Below are 14,530 nucleotides of genomic sequence, written 5' to 3' on the forward strand. Positions count from 1 at the left end.
AATATTAAAGGTTATAAATTCAAGTTTAATTCCATCCCGAAATAAGGAGAAGTTAGCCCTCTTTGTTCTATCTTCTGTCCATTGATTTCGTAGTTTTGATAGTAACTAAAGAGTCGGTTAACGAACATTGATATTCTGATTTTTTTATAAAAATCTTTAGAGATTTTCAAATTCATATTCATTGACATTGGGATTGTTCTTTTCTCAAATAAATCGTCGTTGTATTTTATATCCAACCATTGCAAAATAGGATCTGATTTATCTTCTTCGAGATAAGGATATTGTTCTCCAGAAGGGTTTATATAAGCAATTGGTGTTCCGTTCATAGGTGTAGATTGATTGCTTCTAAACCACATAAATTGAAAGGAACTAGAAAATTCTAAACCAAGTGAGGGGATATAAGTATCGACAATTAAGTTTGTATTTAATTGCTGTTTTATAGAACCATCATCCCACTGGTAAAGACCTAAATACGGAAGTCGTTTGCCATTAATAATTATATCTTTTTGTCCACTTTTATACACAGGATTACTATTAGTATAAGTCGTTTTAAACCAAGCACCATTTAATGTAAATCGCGTATTTATAGACTTAAAACGTTTAGACGATAACTGAAATTCAACACCGCTTTTTAGTAGTTTACTTCCGTTGTTTGTAATGTTGTAAGTGGTTAATAAAGTATCCATTACAAAACTCATTTGGGCAAGATCGGGTTGCGATGTTAGTACTGAAGGATCTATAGAACTACTATCATATTTTTTATAAGAAAGCGCATGATATCGTGACCCACTTCGGAATCCGGAATCTAAACGTTCATTAAAAAAAGTAACAGAGAATCGGTTATTATCATAAGAGAAATCTGTGCGAACCTCCCATTTTTTATTTATTGCCGGCTTTAAATCATAATTTATTGCAGACGTTTTATAGGTCATTAAATTAATTCTTCGGTATTCGGGAGTATTATGATAATAGTTAAGCTGCACCAAATCATTATATACATAATCGGGATAAAGCTGTGCCAATGTTGGGAACTTAGTATATTGCCCTGCTCCTACTGTAAGTTCCGTTTTTAATGCATGTTTCCCTATCTGGAAAGACGGAAGTACCCATTGTGCATTAATTCGGGGATCAAAATAATATTTTCCGTGAATAGCATAAGCTGATGGTACATTTAATAATGACATGGCTCGAATACCACCCGCAAGGTTTAATTGATGTTTTCCTAAAGGAATTGTAATAGCATCTTCGGCAAAAAAAGCAATATCTGTACTAGCAGGAATATCTTTATATGATCTGGGGCGTGTTGTCATTTCTGGAGATGGCGGATGTGTGGTATCGTAAACCTGACCTTTTCCGTTATTTTTAGAATATGTCCACTCCGAACCTGCTTTTAAAGCATGTGTTATTCCAAATAAACGAACCTCAAAATCTCCCATTGCTTTTAAGAAAGCATCAAATGGTTTACCATCAACCAGAAGATCTGAAGCGTATTGGGGCGTTAAAAAAATACCGTCGGATTCTCCTTGTTCTGTATTATTAGGTATCGCTGTAGCATTTGATACTTGTACCCATTTGGTTTGTTCGATTTTATCATATTGCTGACTAAGTGATGTAGCTACATGAATCGATTTTAAAAATCGTGATGTTTTAAAGTCTAAATCGAATGAGTTAGCTATAGAAAATCGATTATAATCAGAACTATATCTATCAATTTTTGCGTAACCAACATTAGGATCTGCTCTCTCATTATCCATCGAACCGCTATAATCTAAACTAGAATCCCATTGAAGCAGATAAGAATCATCCTCCCATATTTTTTGCGCTCGTATAGATGCAGTGATTCTTTTGTAGTTTTCGAAACTATTACGAGGATCTGATTTTGCATCCAGATAATCAAGTCCAACATTCAATACAAATCGTTTCTCTTTAGATTCAAATCCTTTCCCTACATAATACAGCTTACTAAATTCATCTGCTTTAAAACGAGATTCCCAATTACTGCGTCCTCTTTTTCGTTTAATTTTAATAAGTCCGCTGGTTAAATCACCATATTCTACAGATGGAATACCTCTTATAATTTCGACTTTCTCAATTTGATCTGTAGAGATAGAACGCATATCTACTCCTTTTGATGTTGTATTCCTGCGTGTATTTGCATATCCGGAACCCGGAGTAATAGTCATTCTTGGTCCAGTCGAATATTGTAAGTTAGCATCGGTATTAAGAGGAATTCCGTCGATTACAAAAGCAGTTCCAAGAGAGGAAATATCATAATTAGAATCGGCTATACCTACTTCTCTTAATTTAATGTGATTTGATGCATTAAACACAGGATCTTTGGAGCGTCCGCCTGGTAATAGTTCTAATAAATCGGTAAAGCTCGAAGGTTGCAAATGCTGCATGGCTCTTTTATCAATAATAGAGGTACTTGTCATTCCTCGAGACTCTGTAGCTGTTATAACTACTTCGTTTAACTCAATACTTGCAGGTTTTAACTCTAAAGACAAATTTTGATTGGTTGTAAACTCTAGCTTTTTTTCGATGGTTTCGTAACCTGAATATGATAGCTTTATTTTGTAACTACCGCTTACAATAGCATTCAGAACAATGCTTCCAAAATCGTCTGATTGTCCTTTATATTTCTGAGACGATCCTTCTACAGTTAGCAAAGCCCCTTTTATAGGTAGTTTACTTTCGGCATCTTTAACGGTAATCTGAATATTTAACTTATTTATATTTTGTGTAAAACCAAGGTTAGAAAATAAGATGAATACTAACAGAATAATGCTTTTAGAAAATATTGGCGGGAGACTATTACAATAAGTCATTGTAGTTAATTTGTAATGCAGTTATATGATATATAACAGAAAGGTGATTAAAAGTTGCAAATATAACTTAATTTAGACTAGATAAAAATAGTAAGTCTTAAAAAATGTAATCTCCCATATTTAAAGGGCTCAATCTCCTAGTTATCTAAAAAAAACAAAACACTAACTATCAATCAATTAAAGACTTCTTTTTCCAGATTTAGTTTCTAAAATAAATTTCTCCCTTAATCATAAAGGTGTCTGAAAAAGAATACAAAGCAAATGTGTCTCAACTTTTGTATTGTTTATAATAAAGGTTATCCGAAAAGTTAAAAATGATAAATCAGATTACCTAGTTATCGGTATTTAATTAGAATTCTAAAAGACATAAAAAATGTGAAAAATGAAAACATTTTTTCGGTTTATAATTAACAAACACTTTTGGAAAAAAGAAAATTTAAAAAGAGCTACTTTTGTATGACACGCTATTTATACTTGCAACTAACAGATTAAAAAAAGGTATAAAAAATAAAATCTCCATTCTACTTATTACCTCTTCAATACTTCTACTTTTTCTTGTAGCAAATCTGATATCGAGAAAGGGATTGATTGTATTTCAGAATCTATATATGTTAAATTAAAACACAATTCAGACGAAACTAATCCGAAAAAAGTTAATTACGAAATTGAATATACAGGACAGTACACTCTCGATGCTGTAACATGGACTTTGGGAGATGGTACTAGTGAAACTGTAAGTAGCAATACGATTTCACATGTCTATAGTACTTCTGGTACTTTTGAAGTAAAAGCTGATGTAACAGTTAAAAAAGGTTCAGAATCATCTTGTACTTCCTCGCATAAAAGAAGCATAACCATCGATTAAATAAGCATTATATAAATACATAAAAATTAAAAGAATCCTTTATTATTCTATTAATTTTTATGTATTTATATAATTATAAACCTTTAACCAATAACACAACGCATTGTTGTAGTTAGATTTTTAAAGCCCGCTTTTTCATATGCTTTAACTGCCGATTCATTTTCGTAATATACTTCGAGTCTTACCTCTGTTATTCCTTTAGATAAAACCCATTTTTTAAGGTCGTTAAGTATTAGATTACTAACACCTTTTCCTCTAAATTCCGGGCTCACAAACATGAAACCTATATACCCGAATAATTCATGTTTCTGAAAATCTTTTGCCGATCTTATTTGCGCATATCCGCATCCAATAATTTGATTATCGCTTTCGACAACCAGAACTTCTGTCACCTCATCTAGTATAAGTTCCTGTATATCATAATAGAATATTTCGCCCTCTTTTAATGTTGGGTCAAACGGGCGTTCTGCATTAACAAGATGTTGCAAAAATTCTGAAAGTTTAGGCAAATCAGTATTTGTGGCTCGCCTTGTAGCTATGTTTTTATTATTTATATTCATATTTCAAATATATGCAAAATACTTTTTTGAATGAATTAAAAAACACGCAACCTGAATAGAATATCATTAAGTTAAGAAGAACATCTTTACACTGATATAAATTAAATTTAACCCATTGTGTGCAATTCGTAAAAAAATTATTTAACACATAGAAACATAGATTTTATGTGTAAAAAAGAGTACAAAAAGAAATATATTCCTTTCACATAGCTAGCTATGTGCATTTTAAATAAGTGAAACGCCTTTTTTGTGCGTACAAGACCTATGTCTCTATGTGTTAAAATTAATTGCACCCAACGGGTTAAATTTAAATAAAAAACCTCTCCAAAATAAAACATTTGAAGAGGTTTTGAGCTTTCTCCTTATAATGAAGCACTCGTGGTATTTTTAATTCTTTTTTATTATTTCGGTTGTTGCTGTGTTACACAATGCACCATTCCTCCATTTTTGTATAAATTTCGAACATCGATTCCTATAACTTTTCTTCCCGGAAACAAACCTGCAATAATACCATTTGCTACAGCATCGTTAGGATCATTATAATTTGGCACTAATACTTTTCCGTTGGCGATATAAAAATTTATGTAACATCCTTTATAGCCTAAATCGGTTCCATTTGTAGTTACTACATCATTTTGAGATAATGGCAAATAAACTTTGGTATATGCCTGATTATTTTTGTTAGAGGCATTATACAATAAATCGATATCACTTTGTTTTAATCCCCAATCCAGCAAATCATCATTACTCATCGTTACCAATTTATTACCAGGAACAAACTTTGCAATTCCATCAATATGCATATCGGTTACATCATATTTACTAAAACCTCCTTCTAACCAAATAAATTTTGTTGCACCATAATACTTTGTGAAATTAGCTTCTGCTTGAGCTTGTGTCATACCGTAATTTCTGGTCGATCTGTTTTTCTGACTCAAAACAGCACTTTTAGTAGCCATTAATACGCCATTACCATCTAGTTCTACAGCTCCGCCTTCGTTTACCATAGGAACTTTTATTGCTGTCATACCAATTTCTGATGCTATAAAAGATGGGATTGCGTCACATTTTTCATAACCAAATTTTTCTCCCCAACCATTAAATCCCCAGTCCTGAAGTACTACCTGACCTGATTGGCTTTTGGCAAAAATAGGACCGTTATCCCTAACCCAAACATCATTTGTTTGATGTATTTTAAAATTAATATTCGTTAGTGGTATTCCGGCTGTTGCCAAAAGTTTTTCTATTCTTGTTTTTTCTGTTGTATCATACGCTATAATATGAACTTTTTCTGTAGACTCTAATGCTTTGGTCATCGCAACCCATGTTGCATCCAAACTATTTCTATAACTTACTCCGTACTCATATTGATGTGGCCATTGTAACCACGTTCCTTCATGAGTCGAAGATTCTTCTGGCATCGTATAAAGAACAGAAGTAAGTGGCTTAGTTGGATCTGGTTTAGATGTTGTCGCATCAAGATCTGCACTATCGCAAGCCGAAATTAAAATTGCAAAAGTCATAGTTAAGATTGCTTTATTGTTCATTTTTTTTGTTTTTTAAATTATTTATACTCTTTGGTATAACTATAATTCCTCTTTTATTTTAGGCAAAAACTATTGACTAATACGAGAAGGGGTTTAATAATTATTCGACAAATAGAATACTTATTAAACCCCTAATTATTTTTTTTCTCCCAAATGGATTGTTTTGGGTACAGAAAGTTTGTTTTGCTTATTTCTTAACCAATTCTCTTACCTAATTTGGCTAGAAATTCTTGTTTGTTTAATTTACTAATCGGCACTTTATGAGTGCCAATAATGGCCAGATTACCATCTATTAATTCTACCTTGTTGAGGTTGACAATAAAGGAACGATGGCAACGATAAAAAGTCTGGTTCGAAAGTTCTTCTTCCATTGTTGACAGAGCAATTAAGGTTGTGTAATTTTTTTTCTCCGTAACAATTTTTACATATTTATGAAGCCCTTCTATGTATAAAATATCTGTCAAGAGAATTTTAATATGCTGATGGCTGGATTTTATAACTATCGATTTATCTACAAAAGTAGCTTCGGTAGCATCTTTGGTATCATTCTCTAAATTCAATAATTCTAATGCTCTGGTTGCTGCTTTATAAAAGCGCTCAAATGTTATTGGTTTTAATAAATAATCTACAATGTTTAGTTCATAACCATCCAAAGCAAATTCAGAATAAGCTGTTGTAAAAATCACTTTTGGCGGATTTTGTAATGACTTTAAAAAATCTATTCCTGATAAATGCTGCATCTGAATATCTAAAAAAACTAAATCAACTTTATGCGTTTTTAGGTATTTGTCTGCTTCAAGAGCCGATGAGCATTCGTGTACAACTTCGAGTTCTGGAATTTGCAGCAAATGCGTGCGTATTAATATACGGGCCAGCGTTTCGTCATCGACGATTAAACATTTATATACTGTCTTTGTTTCCATAAAAGCTTAGGCTTACTTTATATATCAAATTGCTGTCTTCAACTTTTAATTCATATTCATTCCCAAACAAGTTTTTAAGCTGAGATTCTAAATTCTGCAATCCAATTCCTTGATTATTTGATTTAAACTGAAATGAATTTGCAATCGTAAATTCAATCTTATTCTGAATCGTTTTTAAATCTATTGTAACAAATCCATTTTTACTTTCAATAATATCACCGTGTTTAAACGCATTTTCTATAAGTGTAATGAGTAACAATGGCGGCACTTGTTTTACCGAATTGTCGTCGGAAACATTAAACGTGATATTATCCATTCCTTCTATCTGGCGGTATTTTTGAATCTGAATATACTTGTTGATTATTTCAATTTCCGATGTTAGGGACGTTTGTTTTTTGCTGCCTTCGTAAAGAAAATAACGAAGTATATCTGCCAGAGTAGCTAGCATTTTGGGTGCATTATCACTTTTTATTACAGTTAATGCGTAAATATTATTGAGGGCATTAAAAAGAAAATGTGGGCTAATTTGAGATTTTAGCAGCATCATTTCCGTTTGTAATTTTTCGTTTTCTAATTGTAATCGCAACTGTTTCTCGGTAAAATATTTATTAAAAACCCAAACAATATAGGAGATAAAAATATAAAGCGAATGGTTTAAAAGAAATGAAGTAAAAGACTTTAGCAAATCATCATCGTACAAAATAACATTTAAACCCGTAAAGTAATAAACAGAGAAACTAAGACTTAATAAGACAACTAGTGATGCGATATAGGCTATTTTCCCTTTTTTGTTTAAAACAAACGGAAGCAAAACCAATAGATTAATATAAAATTCTATACCAAAAAATATAACTTCAAGAGAAGAGTACAAAACACTTTCTTTGAAATTGTAAAAAGAGGCTATATAATCAAATACGTATAAAAAGATAAATACCCAAAAAAGAATATGGTAGTAAATTTTATTCATTTGACTTTAAATTTTATACAAAGTAATTAATTTAGAAGATACATTGGCAGTAAACGAGTAATTGTTTTTTTTATTGGTTAAACCAAAAAAATCTCATAAACCAATGATACTTGTTGCTACAATTAATTTCAATGCATAAAAAATTTCGCCTAGCGTTACGTTGACGAATCCGAACGATTCTCAAGTCTTTCAAATTCTTTTTCGGCTATTTCTTTTGCCATCATAAAGAATTTAATACACTTTTCTTCTAGAATATTTCCATCTTCGATAGTCACACTTTGCACATCTTTAGATCCTGACATTTCAGAATTTGCAATCATCAGCTGATGGATTGCTGTTTCTTTTTCATCAGTAAAATCAAAAGGAAACTCAATTTCTTCTATGTAATTCAATAAAGAAAATAAATAATTCATAGAAAACTTACCCGAGTGATATCCCAGAAACAAGTAAATGAGTCCTCCTGCTATTTGTTCAACAGCTTTATGATGGAGTATATTTTTTATAAAAGTCGAATCTTCTATAAAACAATTTTGAGCAAGGCTAAGGAACTGTTGAGCAAGCAACATGCGATTTTCAAAATATTTCTTTGAAAAATCTGTATCTCTTTCCACCTCAAAAACATTAGAATAAACAAGATATAAAGGATTATTATAAATCAAGAGTCCGTTTGCTATAATAGTATCTAAGAAATATTTCTTGTTTTGGCTTTTCTTACGCAAGTAACTAGCACTATGATTAAGGATGGTTACTTTATAGTTATTCCCAAATTTCTCCGTAATCTGAGTTTGCAGCAACTCTATCACATTCTCTATATGTTCCAGGTTAAGAACCAACAAATAAAAATGATAATCAGGAAGTTCATTACTATAATTCTTGTTTTTATCTATTAATTCCTGTTTATGATTTGTTGTATATCCAAAACAATATATTGATCTTGTTTTAAGGGATTCAACAATTACAGCACTTATCTGGGAGAATGCCTCATCCATAATATAATTAGGCTGGATTCTTCCATTAAAAATCGATTTCCCTAAAAAAGATTGATTATTCAGTTCTCTTACTTTTTGTTTACACGATTTTACGTATTCAATAAAGAGTCTGTTAATTTCTCTCTGCATTAATTCGATTTTTCCTTTGGTTTTATCAATTAATGCAGCATCAATATCGACCATATCACGGTTTTGCTGTATGCTATTGTAAGCGGCATTAAGCATTACCAAAATCTCTTTATCTTCTTGGTTTTCTTTATTAAGTATGGTTTTAAATGTAGGTGCAAAATCTATTATATAATCATAATGCATTAATAAACACGTAGAACTAATAAATTCTGGCATAAGAAACTCTGAAGCACAGATATAAATATAACGCAAGGTTTGATGCAATGCAAAGGCTGCTTCTACCCGCTTATTGTTTCTGGTATAAATAGAGACATTACGAAAAATTACAACCGCAGCTTCAATGTCTATATCAAATCGTTTTTTGGCTCTTTTAGACAATTGTTTAGAAGTGTCTGTACGTGGATAGAATACTTTAGAATCTGGCTCAAAATAAACCAATTCTTTAAAGGTACAATGTTGTATAAAAAACAGTTTTCCTTTTTTAAATCCATAATCTACCCAATTAGAATTAATGAATTTAAAGACAAAATCAGGATATAATTTTATGAATTTATGTGTTGTTTCATTTAATGCATCTCCGTCCTGACTACAATTTTCTTTCAGGACAAATGTTATAATAACTACATTATTGCTAGCACTATAGGATACATAAACTGCTCCTGCTTCGATAAAATGAAGCAAATCTTTAATTACTTTTTCCAATCGCTCACGATGGGGATTACTTTGTGCTATTTTAATCGGATAATCCATAATTTACTTTTACTTGTTAAAACATCTCCTATTTTGTAGCTACTAATCTTGCCCTTATAACCACCTAAACACTACTGAATACTAAAGACTTTCGCCTCATTTCTTGTACAAGCTGCTAATGATACGTGAGTCATAAGCATACTTCTTCTTTTTTTTTGTACGTTTGTCTTTTAGTTAATCTTTTTCTTATAATGTTACAAATATATAGAGTATATCCTACATATTATAATAAATTGAGTAAATAATCTATAAATATATACAATGATTATCGACAGAATCCTACAACTTATTAAATATAAAGGAATTAACAAAAGAAAATTCTACATCGAAACTGGTCTTTCTAATGGTTTTTTAGATAAGGTTAGAGATATTGGTGTATCAAAAATAGAGCATATACTCAATGTCTATCCCGATATTAGTGCCGAATGGCTTTTAATGGGAACAGGAAACATGATTTTAAAGCCCGTTGGTTTTGAAGACGAGTCCGATTTAGGAAATAATTTACTTCAGGAACCAAATCCTGTTTATAATAAAACTGCACAAAACAAAGTACCATTATACGATATCCAGGATTCTGCTGGAATTGTTTCTTTGTTTAAAGATGCCAACCAAGACCCAATAGATTTTATTTCGATTCCTGGTTTACCAAAATGCGATGGTGCTATTTATGTAAATGGTGATAGTATGTATCCTCTTTTAAAAAGTGGAGATATTATTGTGTACAAAAAAGTAAATAACATTCCAGAGAATATTTTTTGGGGCGAAATGTATTTGGTTTCTTTAATAACCGATGATTCTGAAGAATTTGTTATGATTAAAAAAGTCCAAAAATCGGATAAAGGCGAAGATTGGATAAAATTAGTAAGCGAAAACCCTCAGCATCAAGCTAAAGATATTCACTTTAAAAACGTTAAAGGATTAGCGTTACTAAAAGCAACAATTAGAATAAACGCTACACATTAAATACAATACATAATCATTTTATATCATAAACAAAGCTTCGGAGAAATCCGGAGCTTTTGCATTTTACAGCTTTCCTATTTAAGTCTACCTCAAAATAAATTATATATTAGCTAAACCAAACAATAAAAAATTGTAAAATGAAATTACCTCCTTACAATAGTTTTCCAAACGTTATTAGCGATAAAATCTCGTTGCGCCAAATACTACCCTCTGATCTTAACGACATTATAGAAATTTCGTATTATGATGCAGTTCAAGCAAAAACACTAGAGCAAGCAGCAGAAATGCAAGCTAAAATCGATAAAGATTATACTGATGGCAACTCTATACATTGGGGTATTGCAGATAATACAACCAATAAAATTGTTGGAACTTGTGGCTACTATCGCGGACTAGACATTGGAGCGGGAGAACTTGGTTGTGTTTTATTGCCTCAATATCGCGGGCAAGGTTTTATGACTTTGGCAATGACTCTGGCCATAGAATTTGGAAATAATCATATAGGATTAAACCGTATTTGGGCCGAAACATCTCAGGAAAACCAAAACGCAATAAAACTTCTTGAGCGTCTTAACTTCATTAAAATTGCTGATCTGGATGACAACCATATCGAATATGAATTAAAACAAAATGCATAAATAAAAAGCTTCAAGGGAATCCTGAACTTTATAAGTTCTCGTATTTTCATCTTGGTCTAAAATTAAAATAAATTATATATTAGCTAAAGAATTAATACAAACCATTTTAGCTATTTAGACCACGAACCCCATGACTAAGAAAACCATAATCTTACTCGGATTTATTATTTTAAAGTTTGCTTTACAATACATATTAATAAGTCCGGAATATGATTTGCAACGTGATGAATACCTACATCTCGACCAGGCAAATCATCTCGCTTGGGGATATTTATCGGTTCCTCCTGTAACATCCTGGATTTCTTATATCATCCTGTTACTCGGAAATTCAGTTTTCTGGGTAAAATTCTTCCCAGCTCTTTTTGGTGTTTTAACCCTTTTAATCGTCTGGAAAACTATCGAAAAACTCAACGGAAATTTATACGCCTTAATTCTCGGTGCAACTTGCATTATATTTTCGTCATTACTGCGAATAAATATTCTTTATCAGCCCAACTCCTTAGATGTATTATGTTGGACAGGATTTTATTATATCATAATACAATACGTTACAACCGAAAAACCTAAATGGCTTTATATAGGAGCAATTGCATTTGCCTTTGGATTCCTCAACAAATACAATATTCTTTTCCTGCTTATAGGATTACTTCCTGCCTTGATACTATCTAAACAACGCAGAATATTTACAGAAAAAAAACTCTATATCGCCTTAATACTAGGCATACTACTAATTATTCCAAATCTTTTATGGCAATACAACAACCATTTTCCGGTAGTTCACCACATGAAAGAGCTTGCCGAAACACAATTGGTAAATATGGATCGCGTAGAATTTTTAAAAAAGCAATTTCTTTATTTTATAGGCTCTTCTCTTGTAATTCTCTCGGCATTATATGCGCTATTATTTTATAAACCTTTCGAGAAATATAGATTCTTTTTCAGCTCACTTATCTTTACAATAATCGTTTTTCTATACTTTAAAGCCAAAGCTTATTACGCAATTGGACTGTATCCTATTTACATTGCTTTTGGCGCTGTTTATCTCTCACAAATTTTAAACTCGGGTAAGAAACGTTATTTACAGCCTGTATTTGTAATCATTCCGTTGTTGTTGTTTATTCCTATGTACAATTTGTCTTTTCCTAATAAAAGTCCTGAATACATCATAAAGCATCCCGAAGGCTACAAAAAACTAGGCATGCTTAAATGGGAAGATGGCAAAGACCATAAATTACCTCAGGATTACGCCGATATGCTTGGTTGGAAAGAACTTGCCCGCAAAACCGATTCGGTTTATGCAACTATTCCAAATCCTGAGAAAAAGAAAACCCTGGTTCTTTGTGACAATTATGGACAGGCTGGAGCAATTAATTATTATACCAAACAAGGAATAAAAGCCGTCTCTTTTAATGCCGATTATATTAACTGGTTTAATCTTGATATACAATACAACAACTTAATACGAGTTAAGGAATACCATGAAAATGATGATGAAATGGCAGAAACTGGTCCATACTTTCAGACTGCTATAATAGCCGATTCTATCAAAAATAAAAATGCCCGAGAATACAAAACAACCATTTTTGTATTTACAGGCGCCAAGATTGATATTAATAAAAGAATTGTTGAGGAGATTTCTAAGGAAAAGAACTAAGGTTCTTTTTTAAAGGCACAAAGGTTCAAAGGTTTCTCAGTTTGTGTGGAGAAAGGTTTTGAAAAAAGGTTCAAAGGCGCAAAGGTTCTGAGGTACTAAGGTTTGGATTGAACATAAAACACAATTCTGTCATTTGATGCAAGGAAAACTCAGATAATATAAATCAAACTAATAGCTCGACAACGGATTCGAGCCACAAATAACATGCTATAAACATAGCCAACGGTTTCAACCGTTGGAACGCAATGAATTATCGCAATCTGTATCACACGGTTGAAACCGTGAGCTATGATAAAATTGAATAGAATTTAATAAATTAGAGTTCTTTGGCACATGAAATCAAGTTCCTTGTCCCCTTGAATTAAAACTTTAAAATAATATTTGGCTTTGATTGTCGAGCTACTTATGTGTTCTTCTCCCGAAGCTTCGGGACGCTCAGAATGACAAGATTGCGAATACTTAAAACCTTAATACCTCAGAACCTTTGAACCTCAAAAAGAAAAAATGCGAAACAACCCAAACTCCTTAATATCCAAACTTAGCTCTAACCAAAAAAATATATTCCTTTTGGATAGTATTGGTGCTTTTTTAACTGCTTTCTTATTGGGATTTGTTTTGGTAAGATTTCAAGATAGTTTCGGAATGCCTCAAGAAACGCTTTATATTTTATCGGCTATAGCGTTTATTTTCGCAACATACTCTTTGTGTTGTTATTTGTTTGTTTCTAACAAATGGCGCTTTTATCTAAATATAATCATGATTGCTAATGCTTTATATTGTTGCCTTACAACGGGACTTATAATTTACTATTTCCATAAACTAACCTCTTTAGGTTTAATTTATTTTATACTCGAAATAATTGTTATTGTTTTCTTAGTTTACTTAGAAGGTTCAAAGGGTTTAAAAAAGGCACTAAGGTTCTGAGGTACTAAGATGCTAAGTTTTTGGATTGAACATAAAAAAACGCAATACTATCTCTCATGATAATATTGCGTTTTTTACTCATAATGAAGGCTTTAACCTCTTTACAGACAAACTAAGAGCCTCTGAACCTTTGCTACTCTGAACCTCATTATAGACAAACTGAGAAGCCTCTGTCCCTTTGAACCTTAGTGCCTCAGAACCTACCTCAAGCCATAAACAAGGCGTGCTTATTATAGTTGTACAATACTAAATCGTACGGTACTAAGTTTGGTAATACTTTTTCAGAAGTGGGATCAAACTTTATATTATTTGCTTTGCGGAATAAGTAAATATCTTTTAAACAATTAGATAAACTCTGATGTATCATTGATGAAGTTATAGGCAGTTTATTATCTCCTACCAATAAATCGATTTGATAATTAGAACTAGATTTAGAAAGATTATTACCAATTATTCTTATTTCGAATGTTGTCGGTTTCCCATTATGTTCTCCTTGATATTGTACTTTCATAGTTTTATCGGTTTAAATTAAATACAACTTTGTTACTATTGTTTTTTATGTAATCGTTTGTAAAAATAAATTTAGTAATAAAATCTTTTTAATTCGTAAAAAAAATTAAAATATTTTTCAGAAACCACCTCCTCTCTCCCTCCTTGTATTTACTCGGATTCAAGCTAAATATTCTTATCAAATTCTTACTTTTTGAACTAACAAATAAGAATATCACACGTATTTTCTTAAATAAACAATTTAGTCAATTTTTTACATAGATATTTTTCCTACTTTTGGCAA

Annotated in this window: 11 protein-coding genes; 4 read left to right on the forward strand and 7 right to left on the reverse strand. The window is 31.6% G+C overall.

All coding sequences use genetic code 11. The annotated features are described in order from the left end of the window. Positions 1-11 precede the first annotated feature (11 nt). The gene (locus OA93_RS02125; RefSeq protein WP_052259342.1) at positions 12-2,828 is read right to left on the reverse strand and encodes a carboxypeptidase-like regulatory domain-containing protein; all 2,817 of its coding nucleotides are present in this window, start codon (positions 2,826-2,828) and stop codon (positions 12-14) included. A 664-nt stretch (positions 2,829-3,492) separates the two neighbouring features. Here OA93_RS02125 and OA93_RS25315 point away from each other — a divergent pair. Then, positions 3,493-3,693 carry a PKD domain-containing protein gene (locus OA93_RS25315; protein WP_255398717.1) on the forward strand — a complete coding sequence of 67 codons (201 nt, stop codon included), beginning with the start codon at positions 3,493-3,495 and terminating at the stop codon, positions 3,691-3,693. A gap of 83 nt (positions 3,694-3,776) precedes the next feature. Here the strand turns inward: OA93_RS25315 and OA93_RS02130 are convergent, their stop codons facing one another. From OA93_RS02130 to OA93_RS02150, 5 genes are all read right to left on the reverse strand, one after another. Next, positions 3,777-4,253 (reverse strand): GNAT family N-acetyltransferase, encoded by a 477-nt coding sequence (locus OA93_RS02130; RefSeq protein WP_039111472.1) that lies wholly within the window; start codon positions 4,251-4,253, stop codon positions 3,777-3,779. A gap of 401 nt (positions 4,254-4,654) precedes the next feature. Beyond that, the gene (locus tag OA93_RS02135; RefSeq protein ID WP_052259343.1) at positions 4,655-5,800 is read right to left on the reverse strand and encodes an agmatine deiminase family protein; all 1,146 of its coding nucleotides are present in this window, start codon (positions 5,798-5,800) and stop codon (positions 4,655-4,657) included. Between the two features lie 194 nt (positions 5,801-5,994). After that, on the reverse strand, positions 5,995-6,723 hold the full coding sequence (locus tag OA93_RS02140; RefSeq protein ID WP_039111473.1) for a LytTR family DNA-binding domain-containing protein: 729 nt from the start codon (positions 6,721-6,723) through the stop codon (positions 5,995-5,997). Further along, entirely contained in the window at positions 6,701-7,690 is a 990-nt protein-coding gene (locus OA93_RS02145) for a histidine kinase (protein ID WP_039111474.1), read from the reverse strand. The genes OA93_RS02140 and OA93_RS02145 overlap by 23 nt, the downstream gene beginning before the upstream one ends. Positions 7,691-7,845: 155 nt before the next feature. Beyond that, entirely contained in the window at positions 7,846-9,558 is a 1,713-nt protein-coding gene (locus tag OA93_RS02150) for a hypothetical protein (protein WP_039111475.1), read from the reverse strand. Positions 9,559-9,819: 261 nt separating this feature from the next. On the opposite strand from OA93_RS02150, the gene OA93_RS02155 reads away from it, so the two are divergent. The 3 genes from OA93_RS02155 to OA93_RS02165 all read left to right on the forward strand — a co-directional run bounded on the left by OA93_RS02155 (position 9,820) and on the right by OA93_RS02165 (position 12,813). Then, a complete protein-coding gene (locus OA93_RS02155; RefSeq protein WP_039111476.1) occupies positions 9,820-10,521 on the forward strand; it encodes a S24 family peptidase in 702 nt (233 codons plus the stop codon). Positions 10,522-10,658: 137 nt separating this feature from the next. Continuing rightward, positions 10,659-11,159, forward strand: a complete 501-nt coding sequence (locus OA93_RS02160; protein WP_039111477.1) for a GNAT family N-acetyltransferase — start codon at positions 10,659-10,661, stop codon at positions 11,157-11,159. A gap of 130 nt (positions 11,160-11,289) precedes the next feature. Beyond that, positions 11,290-12,813 carry a glycosyltransferase family 39 protein gene (locus OA93_RS02165; RefSeq protein WP_039111478.1) on the forward strand — a complete coding sequence of 508 codons (1,524 nt, stop codon included), beginning with the start codon at positions 11,290-11,292 and terminating at the stop codon, positions 12,811-12,813. A 1,129-nt stretch (positions 12,814-13,942) separates the two neighbouring features. Here OA93_RS02165 and OA93_RS02175 read toward each other — a convergent pair. Continuing rightward, positions 13,943-14,248, reverse strand: coding sequence for a hypothetical protein (locus OA93_RS02175; RefSeq protein ID WP_039111480.1), 306 nt, complete (start codon positions 14,246-14,248; stop codon positions 13,943-13,945). Positions 14,249-14,530: the final 282 nt, after the last annotated feature.

It is taken from the genome of Flavobacterium sp. KMS (assembly GCF_000813005.1).
Classification (GTDB): Bacteria; Bacteroidota; Bacteroidia; order Flavobacteriales; family Flavobacteriaceae; genus Flavobacterium.

Bases quoted from the DNA above. Each gene is read 5' to 3' on its own strand.
- OA93_RS02125 (WP_052259342.1), bottom strand. From the start codon at position 2,828: ATGACTTATTGTAATAGTCTCCCGCCAATATTTTCTAAAAGCATTATT.
- OA93_RS02130 (WP_039111472.1), bottom strand. From the start codon at position 4,253: ATGAATATAAATAATAAAAACATAGCTACAAGGCGAGCCACAAATACT.
- OA93_RS02135 (WP_052259343.1), bottom strand. From the start codon at position 5,800: ATGAACAATAAAGCAATCTTAACTATGACTTTTGCAATTTTAATTTCG.
- OA93_RS02140 (WP_039111473.1), bottom strand. From the start codon at position 6,723: ATGGAAACAAAGACAGTATATAAATGTTTAATCGTCGATGACGAAACG.
- OA93_RS02145 (WP_039111474.1), bottom strand. From the start codon at position 7,690: ATGAATAAAATTTACTACCATATTCTTTTTTGGGTATTTATCTTTTTA.
- OA93_RS02150 (WP_039111475.1), bottom strand. From the start codon at position 9,558: ATGGATTATCCGATTAAAATAGCACAAAGTAATCCCCATCGTGAGCGA.
- OA93_RS02155 (WP_039111476.1), top strand. From the start codon at position 9,820: ATGATTATCGACAGAATCCTACAACTTATTAAATATAAAGGAATTAAC.
- OA93_RS02160 (WP_039111477.1), top strand. From the start codon at position 10,659: ATGAAATTACCTCCTTACAATAGTTTTCCAAACGTTATTAGCGATAAA.
- OA93_RS02165 (WP_039111478.1), top strand. From the start codon at position 11,290: ATGACTAAGAAAACCATAATCTTACTCGGATTTATTATTTTAAAGTTT.
- OA93_RS02175 (WP_039111480.1), bottom strand. From the start codon at position 14,248: ATGAAAGTACAATATCAAGGAGAACATAATGGGAAACCGACAACATTC.